General features: G+C 60.7%; 7 protein-coding genes. 6 read left to right on the forward strand and 1 reads right to left on the reverse strand.

All coding sequences use genetic code 11. From position 1 onward, the window contains the following. Positions 1-353 precede the first annotated feature (353 nt). The gene (locus AC07XF_RS19260) at positions 354-779 is read right to left on the reverse strand and encodes a YciI family protein (RefSeq protein WP_495027698.1); all 426 of its coding nucleotides are present in this window, start codon (positions 777-779) and stop codon (positions 354-356) included. 179 nt (positions 780-958) lie between these two features. On the opposite strand from AC07XF_RS19260, the gene AC07XF_RS19265 reads away from it, so the two are divergent. The 6 genes from AC07XF_RS19265 (at position 959) to AC07XF_RS19290 (ending at position 11,602) form a co-directional block, all read left to right on the forward strand. Continuing rightward, positions 959-1,402, forward strand: a complete 444-nt coding sequence (locus tag AC07XF_RS19265) for an SRPBCC family protein (protein WP_495027699.1) — start codon at positions 959-961, stop codon at positions 1,400-1,402. A 249-nt stretch (positions 1,403-1,651) separates the two neighbouring features. Beyond that, positions 1,652-2,152: a thiol peroxidase gene (gene tpx / locus AC07XF_RS19270; RefSeq protein WP_007974363.1), complete on the forward strand. Its 501-nt coding sequence runs from the start codon at positions 1,652-1,654 to the stop codon at positions 2,150-2,152. 310 nt (positions 2,153-2,462) lie between these two features. After that, positions 2,463-3,779: an MdtA/MuxA family multidrug efflux RND transporter periplasmic adaptor subunit gene (locus AC07XF_RS19275; RefSeq protein WP_495027700.1), complete on the forward strand. Its 1,317-nt coding sequence runs from the start codon at positions 2,463-2,465 to the stop codon at positions 3,777-3,779. Then, positions 3,776-6,871 carry an MdtB/MuxB family multidrug efflux RND transporter permease subunit gene (locus AC07XF_RS19280; protein ID WP_495027701.1) on the forward strand — a complete coding sequence of 1,032 codons (3,096 nt, stop codon included), beginning with the start codon at positions 3,776-3,778 and terminating at the stop codon, positions 6,869-6,871. The genes AC07XF_RS19275 and AC07XF_RS19280 overlap by 4 nt, the downstream gene beginning before the upstream one ends. 145 nt (positions 6,872-7,016) lie before the next feature. Then, positions 7,017-10,124 carry an efflux RND transporter permease subunit gene (locus AC07XF_RS19285; protein WP_495027702.1) on the forward strand — a complete coding sequence of 1,036 codons (3,108 nt, stop codon included), beginning with the start codon at positions 7,017-7,019 and terminating at the stop codon, positions 10,122-10,124. Then, positions 10,121-11,602 carry an efflux transporter outer membrane subunit gene (locus tag AC07XF_RS19290; RefSeq protein WP_495027703.1) on the forward strand — a complete coding sequence of 494 codons (1,482 nt, stop codon included), beginning with the start codon at positions 10,121-10,123 and terminating at the stop codon, positions 11,600-11,602. The genes AC07XF_RS19285 and AC07XF_RS19290 overlap by 4 nt, the downstream gene beginning before the upstream one ends. Positions 11,603-11,646: the final 44 nt, after the last annotated feature.

Here is an 11,646-nt window from a genome sequence, read left to right on the forward strand (position 1 = left end):
CCCCGGATCCCTGGTGGCTGATTGGGTATACGGCCGTTTTGTTTGGCCGTAACCGCGTAATCCCTTTCCGATCAAGCCTGTAGGACTCGTCAGCTGACGTTAGCAGCTAGCCACGGGTTATCCAGTAGAACGAATTAATTCTTTGGTTTTTTGTGCAGGTTTCCGTTGTTTTTGTGTACTAAAAAGTTAATGCGGATCAATGGCTTGCCCGACAAAGTTGAGTGGCTGTCTAGTTAATGTGGGAGCGGGCTTGCTCGCGAAAGCGGAGTACCAGTCGACATCGTTGCTGGATCAGACGGCCTTTTCGCGAGCAAGCCCGCTCCCACAGGAAACTGAGGAAAGGGTTGAGTCAGTCAGTTCTTCTTCGCCTGCTCCCAAACCCGCTCTTCCTGCTCGCGCAGTTCCGGCGTGAACTCGGCTCCAAAGTCCTCAGCCTCAAACACCTGGCGAATCTCGATCTCGGCCTCGGTGCCCGGCATCGGATTGGGGCAGCGCTTGACCCATTCGATGGCTTCCTCCCTGGACTTCACTTTCCACAACCAGAAACCGGCAATCAGTTCCTTGGTTTCGATGAAGGGACCGTCGATCACCGTGCGTTTGTCTCCTGAAAACTTTACACGTGTGCCTTTGCTGCTCGGGTGCAGGCCTTCGCCCGCGAGCATGATGCCGGCCTTGACCAGTTCTTCGTTGTAGTTGCCCATGGCCGTCAGCAGTTCCTGGCTGGGCATGACGCCGGCTTCGGATTCCTGGCTGGCTTTGATGATGATCATAAATCGCATGGTGATGTCTCCGTTGTAATTGAATGACTCGCTCAATGGTCGAATGGCGGCGGTGCAAATCGACAGCACGCTGAACAAAATTGTCGTAGGTAACACCTTGGCAGATTTATTTTCGACTTCCATTTCACTACACGGTATTTCTGGCCCATCTGTTTACTGACCAAAGGAATGTGTCCCCTATGCCAACCTTGCAGCTCACCACGCTCATTCCCGGTCGTACACCCGAAGACGTCCTCGACTTTTGCCTGGAAGGCATCAACTTCCCGAAAATTTTCCCTGAACGCATCACCCCGCTGGGCGATGTCGACCTGAGTCTTTTGCGGATTGAAGCCGGGCGGCAATTTCGCTTTCGCCACTGGATGTTCAACGTGATTCCAATGAACTGGACGGTGGTGATCCGTGAAGTCGGCGAAATGCATTTCATCGACGAGATGCTCAAGGGACCGATGCGTGCCTTTCGTCACGAACATCGCGTAGCAGCAGGCGAGGGCGGTACGCTATATACCGACCGGGTCACCTACTCGGCGTTGGGGGGTGCTCCTCTGGAGTGGTTGCTGGTCAATGGCTACATGCGGCGGATTTTCGAGGCGCGGCACCGCAATATGCTGGAGTTACTCAAGTAACACCGCTGTCCCTGTGGAGTGGGCTTGCCCGCGAAAGCGATCTGTCAGTCACTGCGATGCTGAATGTGCTGCCGTATTCGCGGACAAGCCCGCTCCCACAGGGTCTTGTAGTGAGTGAGAACGCGCGTGTATCCAGTTTTGTGCGCTGATACATGACAATTTATGTTTGGCCATAGGTCGTCGGACAATTTCGTGGTTAACTTCGGCCTCGTCAAAATTCTCCACACCAACGTCAGAAGGACTCCGTTCATGGCTCAAGTCACTCTCAAAGGCAACCCGGTTCAAGTCAACGGCCAACTGCCACAAGCCGGTTCCAAGGCGCCAGCCTTTTCCCTGGTTGCCGGCAATCTGTCCGACGTCACCCTGAAAGACTTTGCCGGCAAGCGCAAAGTACTGAACATTTTCCCAAGCGTTGACACCCCGACCTGCGCCACCTCCGTGCGCAAATTCAACGCCCAGGCCAGCGACGTGGCCAACACTGTCGTACTGTGCATCTCCGCTGACCTGCCGTTCGCCCAGGCCCGCTTCTGCGGCGCCGAAGGCCTGGAAAACGTACAGAACCTGTCGACCCTGCGCGGCGCCGAGTTCATCCAGAACTACGGCGTGGCCATCGCTGACGGCCCGCTCAAGGGCCTGACCGCTCGTGCCGTCGTGGTTCTGGACGAAAACGACAACGTGCTGCACAGCGAGCTGGTTGGCGAAATCGCTGACGAGCCGAACTACGAAGCGGCACTTGCCGTTCTGAAGTAAGTACGCCGTTACAATTCTTAACACCCCCGCTGTCAATAATGCTGTTGTAGGAGCGAGCTTGCTCGCGATGGACTCAAGAACGCTGCGTTTCGTCAGTAGACATGCGTTATCGTTAACGACCATCGCGAGCAAGCTCGCTCCTACACTGAGCGGCATTACCCCCCTGTCCAGGCCGTTTTCATTTGTGCTTCAGTGTTTTAGATAAAACTCCTGTTACGTAAGCAGAAGGTAAATTGCCGGTAAAGGCGCTTTGCTTAAAACCCGCCAGTGCTTATCGTTCAGCCTCATGTAAAAGAAGCCCACGCGCCCAATGGTTGATCACTCAATGCAATCCTCCGCTTCCCGTAGTCCCCGTCGCTGGCTGTTCGGCCTGCTTGTCCTGCTGGTCATCGCCGCCCTGTGCTGGAAATTCTGGCCCGGCAGCGCTGCACCCAAAGAGGCTGCGGGGCAGAAAGCCGTTGCCGGACATACCGGCAGGTCGGGTGGAATGCGACCTGGATTCGGCGGCGCGTCCGGGCCGGTACCGGTGCGTGTGGCGCCGGCAGTCAAGGGTGACTTCCCGCTGTATTTCAAGGCGCTGGGCACGGTCACGGCACTGAACACCATCAATGTCCGCAGCCGCGTCGGCGGAGAGCTGGTCAAGATCTATTTCGAAGAAGGGCAGATGGTCAAGGCAGGCGACCTGCTGGCCGAAATCGACCCGCGTCCTTACCAGAACGCCTTGCTCCAGGCGGAAGGCACCTTGCTGCAGAATCAGGCGCAGTTGAAGAACGCCCAAGTCGATGTCGAGCGTTATCGCGGCCTCTACAAGGAAGACAGTATCGCCAAGCAGACCCTGGACACCGCCGAAGCGCTGGTCGGTCAATTCCAGGGCACGGTCAAGACCAATCAGGCCGCCGTCAACGATGCCAGGCTCAACCTCGAATTCACCAGGATCCGCGCGCCAATCACCGGTCGCGTGGGCCTGCGTCAACTGGACGTCGGCAACCTGGTAGCCGCCAACGACACCACAGCATTGGCGATCATCACCCAGACCCAACCGATCAGCGTGGCCTTCACCCTGCCGGAAAACAGCCTCGACACCGTGCTCGCCCGTTATCGTAGCGGGGCCAGATTGCCCGCTGAAGCCTGGGATCGCGGTGATACCAAGTTGCAGGCCACTGGCGTATTGCAGAGCCTCGACAACCAGATCGACGTCACCACCGGCACCCTCAAGTTCAAGGCCCGTTATGAGAACAGCGATCAGTCGCTGTTCCCCAACCAGTTCGTCAACGTGCGCCTGCTGGCCGACACGCTCAAGGACGTCGTACTCGCGCCTTCCGCCGCGATCCAGTTCGGCACTAATGGCACGTTCGTCTATGCCCTGGACGGGGACAAGAAGGTCAAGATCCGTCAGTTGAAAGTCGGCGCCAGCGATGGCCTGAACACCGTGGTCACTGAAGGCCTGGCCGTGGGCGAGCGGGTCGTGCTGGAGGGTACCGACCGCCTGAAGGACGGCAGTGACGTGGAAGTGGTCAACGACAGCCAGGACGTGCCGGTCACACCGACCGAACACCTGCAAGGCAAGTCGGCGACCAACGCGGCTGAGCCTGCGACCACTGACAAGGCGAAAAAGGGCGGCGCATGAATCTCTCGCGGCTGTTCATCCTTCGCCCGGTAGCCACCACGCTGAGCATGCTGGCCATTATCCTGGCCGGCGTCATCGCTTATCGATTGCTGCCGGTGTCGGCATTGCCCCAGGTCGATTACCCGACCATTCGCGTCATGACCCTGTACCCCGGCGCCAGCCCGGATGTCATGACCAGCGCGGTGACTGCGCCGCTTGAGCGGCAGTTCGGGCAAATGCCCGGTCTGACGCAAATGGCTTCCACCAGTTCCGGCGGCGCGTCGGTGCTGACCCTGCGTTTCAGCCTCGACATCAATATGGACGTGGCCGAGCAACAAGTGCAGGCGGCGATCAACGCCGCGACCAATTTGCTGCCCAAGGACCTGCCGGCACCGCCGGTGTACAACAAGGTCAACCCGGCCGACACGCCGGTGCTGACCCTTGCCATCACCTCCAAAACCATGCTGTTGCCCAAGCTCAACGATCTGGTCGATACGCGCATGGCGCAAAAGATTGCCCAGATCAGCGGCGTCGGCATGGTCAGCATTGCCGGCGGCCAGCGTCAGGCCGTGCGCATCAAGGTCAATCCCGAGGCGTTGGCGGCCAACGGCTTGAACCTGTCGGACGTGCGCACGCTGATCGGTGCCTCCAACGTCAACCAGCCCAAGGGCAACTTCGACGGCCCGACCCGGGTTTCGATGCTCGATGCCAACGATCAACTGACCTCGCCCAAGGACTACGCCAACCTGATCCTGGCCTACGCCAATGGCGCGCCGTTGCGGCTCAAGGACGTGGCAGAAATCGTCGACGGTGCCGAGAACGAGCGGCTCGCTGCGTGGGCCAACGAGAATCAGGCCGTACTGCTGAACATCCAGCGTCAGCCGGGTGCCAACGTGATCGAGGTAGTGGACCGGATCAAGGCCCTGTTGCCGAGCATCACCGATAACCTGCCGGCCGGCCTCGACGTGGTGGTGCTGACCGACCGCACCCAGACTATCCGCGCCTCGGTCAAGGACGTGCAGCACGAACTGTTGATCGCCATCGCCCTGGTGGTCATGGTCACCTTCCTGTTCCTGCGTCGCGCCAGCGCCACGATCATTCCGTCGGTGGCGGTACCGCTGTCGCTGATCGGCACGTTCGGCGTGATGTACCTGGCAGGGTTCTCGGTCAACAACCTGACCCTGATGGCCCTGACCATCGCCACCGGTTTTGTGGTGGACGACGCGATCGTCATGCTGGAGAACATTTCCCGATTCATCGAGGAGGGCGACAGCCCGTTGAACGCAGCGCTCAAGGGCGCCAAACAGATCGGTTTCACCCTGATCTCGCTGACGTTGTCGTTGATCGCCGTGCTGATCCCGCTGCTGTTCATGGCGGACGTGGTCGGGCGGTTATTTCGTGAGTTCGCCATCACGCTGGCGGTGGCGATCCTGATTTCCCTGGTCGTTTCCCTGACGCTTACGCCGATGATGTGCGCGCGGCTGCTCAAGCGTGAACCCAAGGAAGAAGAGCAGGGCCGTTTCTACCGCGCCAGCGGCGCGTTCATCGACTGGATGATCGCCGCTTACGGACGCAAGTTGCAGTGGGTACTCAAGCACCAGCCGCTGACCTTGATGGTGGCGATTGGCACCCTGGCGCTGACGGTTTTCCTGTACATGGTGGTGCCCAAGGGCTTCTTCCCGGTGCAGGACACCGGGGTTATCCAGGGCATTTCCGAAGCACCGCAATCGATTTCCTTCGCCGCCATGAGCGAGCGCCAACAGGAACTGGCCAAGGTCATTCTGGCCGACCCGGCCGTCGAGAGCCTGTCTTCCTACATTGGCGTGGACGGCGACAACTCGACCCTCAACAGCGGTCGGTTGCTGATCAACCTCAAGTCGCACCACGACCGCGACCTGAGTGCAATGCAAGTGATTGCCCGCCTGCAACCGGAGCTGGACAAGCTGGTCGGCATCCGCCTGTTCATGCAGCCGGTGCAGGACCTGACCATTGAGGACCGGGTCAGCCGTACGCAGTACCAGTTCAGCATGTCGTCGCCGGACTCGGAACTGCTGAGCCTGTGGAGCGGGCGCCTGGTCGAGGCCCTGGCCGACCGCCCGGAATTGACCGACGTTGCCAGCGATTTGCAGGACAAGGGCTTGCAGGTTTATCTGGTGATCGACCGCGATGCGGCGTCGCGGGTCGGTGTGTCGGTGTCGAACATCACCGATGCGCTGTACGACGCCTTTGGTCAACGGCAGATTTCCACGATCTACACCCAGGCGAGCCAGTACCGCGTGGTGCTGCAATCGCAGGCCGGCGAAAAGATCGGCCCGGATGCGCTGAACCAGATTCACGTCAAGACCACCGATGGCGGGCAGGTACGCCTGTCCAGCCTGGCGCATATCGAGGAGCGCCAGGCGCAATTGGCGATCACCCACATCGGCCAGTTCCCGGCAGTGATGATGTCTTTCAACCTCGCGCCCGGCGTGGCGTTGGGGCATGCCGTGCAGATCATCGAGCAGGTGCAGAAGGACATCGGCATGCCGATTGGCGTGCAGACCCAGTTCCAGGGCGCGGCCGAAGCCTTCCAGGCCTCGCTGTCGAGCACCTTGCTGCTGATTTTGGCGGCGGTGGTGACCATGTACATCGTGCTGGGCGTGCTCTATGAGAGCTATATCCACCCGATCACCATTCTTTCGACCTTGCCTTCGGCGGCGGTGGGCGCCTTGCTGGCGTTGATCCTCAGCGGCAACGACCTGGGCATGATTGCGATCATCGGTATCATTCTGCTGATCGGCATCGTGAAGAAGAACGCGATCATGATGATCGACTTCGCCCTCGACGCTGAGCGCAATCAGGGCATGGACCCGCAAACGGCGATCTATCAGGCGGCATTGCTGCGTTTCCGGCCGATCCTGATGACCACCCTGGCCGCGTTGTTCGGTGCGGTGCCGTTGATGCTGGCCACCGGTTCCGGCGCAGAACTGCGCCAGCCGCTGGGTCTGGTGATGGTCGGCGGCCTGTTGCTGAGCCAGATTCTGACGCTGTTCACTACGCCGGTGATTTACCTGTATTTCGACCGTCTCGGTCGGCGCTTTGGCAAGACCGGCGCTCAGGAGGCGGCGGTATGACGGCATGCATAACCTGTGGGAGCGGGGCTCGCGAAGGCGTCCGGTCAGTTGACAGGGATGTTGAATGCAAGGCCCTCTTCGCGAGCAAGCCCGCTCCCACAGGGGGGCAGCAGGGCTCGTGGGTTGGTGTCGGGAGCCGTCATCGATGAATCTCTCGGGACCTTTCATCAAGCGTCCGGTCGCGACCATGTTGCTGAGCCTCGCGATTATGCTGCTGGGCGGCGTGAGCTTCGGTTTGCTGCCCGTATCGCCGCTGCCGCAAATGGACTTTCCGGTGATCGTGGTGCAGGCCAGCCTGCCCGGCGCCAGCCCCGAGGTGATGGCGTCGACCGTGGCCACGCCGCTGGAGCGCTCCTTCGGCGCCATCGCCGGGATCAACACCATGAGCAGCCGTTCCAGCCAGGGTTCGACCCGGGTGATCCTGCAATTCGACCTGGACCGCGACATCAACGGCGCGGCGCGGGAAGTGCAGGCGGCCATCAATGCTTCGCGCAACCTGCTGCCCAGCGGGATGCGCAGCATGCCGACTTACAAGAAGGTCAACCCGTCCCAGGCGCCGATCATGGTGCTGTCGCTGACCTCGGATGTGCTGGAAAAAGGCCAGCTCTATGACCTGGCCTCGACGATCCTGTCCCAGAGCCTGTCCCAGGTGCAGGGCGTCGGTGAGGTGCAGATCGGCGGCAGTTCCCTGCCAGCGGTGCGTATCGAGCTTGAACCGCAGTCGCTGAACCAGTACGGCGTGGCCCTGGACGATGTGCGCAACACCATCGCCAATGCCAACGTGCGCCGGCCCAAGGGCTCGGTGGAAGATGATCAACGGCTGTGGCAGGTCCAGGCCAACGACCAGTTGGAAAAAGCCAAGGACTACGAGTCGCTGATCATCCACTACAACGGCGGCGCGGCCCTGCGCCTGAAGGATGTGGCGAAGGTCAGCGATGGCGTCGAGGACCGCTACAACAGCGGTTTCTTCAACGATGACGCAGCGGTATTGCTGGTGATCAACCGGCAGGCCGGCGCCAACATCATCGAGACGGTCAACGAAATCAAGGCCCAGTTGCCGGCGTTGCAGGCGGTACTGCCGGCCAGCGTCAAACTGAACCTGGCCATGGACCGTTCGCCGGTGATCAAAGCGACGCTGCACGAAGCGGAAATGACCCTGCTGATCGCCGTGGCCCTGGTGATTCTGGTGGTGTTCCTGTTCCTCGGTAACTTCCGCGCCTCGCTGATCCCGACCCTGGCGGTGCCGGTGTCGCTGGTCGGCACTTTTGCCGTGATGTACCTCTACGGCTTTTCGCTGAACAACCTGTCGCTGATGGCGCTGATCCTGGCCACCGGGCTGGTGGTGGACGATGCCATCGTGGTGCTGGAGAACATTTCCCGGCACATCGACGAAGGCGTGCGGCCGATGAAGGCCGCGTACCTCGGTGCTCAGGAAGTCGGCTTTACCTTGCTGTCGATGAACGTGTCGCTGGTGGCGGTGTTCCTGTCGATCCTGTTCATGGGCGGAATCATTGAAAGCCTGTTCCGCGAATTTTCCATCACCCTGGCGGCCGCCATCGTGGTGTCGCTGGTGGTGTCGTTGACCCTGACGCCGATGCTTTGCGCCCGCTGGCTCAAGCCGCATACGCCGGGGCAGGAGAACCGCCTGCAACGCTGGAGCCAGCAGACCAACGAGTGGATGGTCGGCAAGTACGCCACCAGCCTCGACTGGGTGCTGCGGCACAAACGCCTGACGTTGCTCAGTCTGTTTGTGACAATCGGCGTCAACATTGCGCTGTATGTTGTTGTTCCTAAAACATTTATGCCGCAACAGGATACCGGGCAACTGATCGGTTTCGTGCGCGGCGACGATGGCCTGTCCTTCAGCGTCATGCAGCCGAAGATGGAGATTTTCCGCCGTGCGGTATTGAAGGACGAGGCGGTAGAAAGCGTCGCCGGGTTCATCGGCGGCTCCAACGGCACCAACAACGCCTTCATGCTGGTGCGCCTGAAACCGATCAAGGAACGCAACATTTCCGCGCAGAAAGTCATCGAACGCCTGCGCAAGGAAATGCCCAAGGTTCCCGGTGCACAGCTGATGCTCATGGCGGATCAGGACCTGCAATTCGGTGGCGGCCGTGAGCAGACCACCTCGCAATACTCGTACATCCTGCAAAGTGGGGATCTTGGGGCATTGCGCGAGTGGTATCCGAAAGTCGTCACCGCGCTCAGGGCCTTGCCGGAGCTGACGGCGATTGACGCGCGGGAAGGCCGTGGTGCCCGGCAAGTGACCCTGATCGTCGACCGTGACCAGGCCAAGCGCCTGGGTGTCGACATGGACATGGTCACGGCGGTGCTGAACAACGCCTACAGTCAGCGGCAGATTTCGACCATCTACGACAGCCTCAACCAGTATCAGGTGGTGATGGAGGTCAACCCGAAGTACGCCCAGGACCCGATTACCCTCAAGCAGGTCCAGGTGATCACCGCTGACGGCGCGCGGATCCCGTTGTCGACCTTCGCGCATTACGAAAACAGCCTGGAAAACGACCGGGTCAGCCACGAGGGCCAGTTCGCCTCGGAAAGCATTTCCTTCGACATGGCCGAAGGCGTGACGGTGGAGCAGGGTACAGCCGCCATCGAGCGGGCGATCGCCAAGGTGGGGTTGCCGGAAGATGTGATCGTGAAGATGGCCGGCACCGCCGATGCCTTTGCCGCCACGCAAAAAAGCCAGCCGTTCATGATTCTCGGCGCGCTGGTGGCGGTGTATCTGGTGCTGGGGGTGCTGTACGAAAGCTACATTCATCCGCTGACCATCCTGTCCACCCTGCCGTCAGCCGGGGTCGGCGCGTTGCTGTCGATCTATGCGCTGGGCGGCGAGTTCAGCCTGATTTCGTTGCTGGGGCTGTTTCTGCTGATCGGCGTGGTCAAGAAAAACGCGATTCTGATGATCGACCTGGCGTTGCAGCTGGAGCGACACCAGGGCATGGCACCGCTGGAGTCGATTCGCAGCGCCTGCCTGCAACGTTTGCGACCTATTCTGATGACCACCCTGGCGGCGATCCTCGGTGCCTTGCCGTTGCTGCTGAGCCGCGCCGAAGGGGCGGAAATGCGCCAGCCGCTGGGCCTGACCATCATCGGCGGGCTGATCTTCAGTCAGGTGCTGACGCTTTACACCACCCCGGTGGTTTACCTCTATCTCGACAAACTGCGCCATGGCTTCAATAAATGGCGTGGGGTGCGTACCGATGCTGCTCTGGAAACTCCGCTATGACTGAACGTTCGCTTTTCAACCTGGCTGCACCGCTGATCACGGCTCGAGGCTCGCGTTTGTTGAGCCTGTCGCTGTGCGTGGCGATGCTCAGTGCCTGCGCCGTCGGCCCGGATTATCAGCGCCCGCAAACCGCCGAGCCGGCGCAGTACAAGGCTGCGGAGGGCTGGCGTCAGGCCAACCCGAGCGATGCCCTGGCTCGCGGCGCGTGGTGGGAGTTGTACGGCGACCGGCAACTCAATGACCTGATCGACAAACTCAACAGCTCCAATCAGACCGTGGCCCAGTCCGAGGCGCAGTTCCGTCAGGCCCAGGCATTGGTGCGCAGTGCTCGCGGGGCTTTTTTCCCGACGGTCGACCTGAACGTCAGCAAGAACCGTTCAAGCCAGGGCACCGGCAGCAGCAGCTCCAGCCTGAGCAGTTCGTCCAGCGGTATTCGCAATACGTACTCGACCCAGGTGGGTGTCAGTTGGGAGGCGGATGTGTGGGGCAAGCTGCGCCGTGGCCTCGAAGCCGACACCGCCAATGCCCAGGCAAGCTTTGCCGATCTGGCTGCGATGCGCCTGAGCCAACAGTCGGAGCTGGTGCAGAATTACCTGCAATTGCGCGTGATCGATGGCCAGAAGCGCTTGCTCGAAGACACGGTCTCGGCTTATCAGCGGTCGCTGAAGATGACCGAAAACCAGTACCGCGCCGGCGTATCCGGCAAGGACGCCGTGGCCCAGGCCCAGACCCAGCTCAAGAGCACCGAAGCGGACATGGTCGACCTGATCTGGCAACGCGCGCAGTTCGAGAACGCCATTGCCGTGCTGATCGGCCTGCCGCCGGCGGAATTCAGCCTGGCGGAAAGCAGCGACATTCCACAGTTGCCGCAAGTACCGCCGGCACTGCCTTCGCAGTTGCTGGAGCGTCGCCCGGACATCGCGTCCGCCGAGCGCTCGGTGATGGCCGCCAACGCCAACATCGGCGTGGCCAAGGCTGCCTATTACCCCGACCTGACATTGAACATGAACGGCGGTTACAGCAGCAGCACGTATTCCAACTGGATCAGCCTGCCGAACCGCTTCTGGTCGGTAGGACCGCAATTGGCCATGACCCTGTTCGACGGCGGCCAGCGCTCGGCGGAAGTCGACCGCAGTGAAGCGGCCTATGACGAAACCGTGGCCAAGTACCGCCAGACCGTGCTGGACGGATTCCGCGAGGTGGAAAACTTCCTGGTGCAGCTCAAGGTGCTGCAGGACGAAGCCGTCGTGCGCCAACAGGCACTGGATGCCGCCCGTGAATCGCTGCGCCTGACCCAGAATCAGTACAAGGCCGGTTTGATTGCGTACATCGATGTGGTCGTGACCCAGGCGGCGGCGCTGAGCAACGAGCGCAGTAACCTGGACCTGTTGCAAAGCCGCTTGATCGCCAGCGTGCAGTTGATTGCCGCGTTGGGGGGTGGCTGGGATGGGCAACTCCAGGTGAGCGATAGCCAATAACCGTTGAACGCTGCAATCCCTGTAGGAGCGGGCTTGCCCGCGAA

It is taken from the genome of Pseudomonas sp. GW821-FHT01C01, assembly GCF_059422645.1.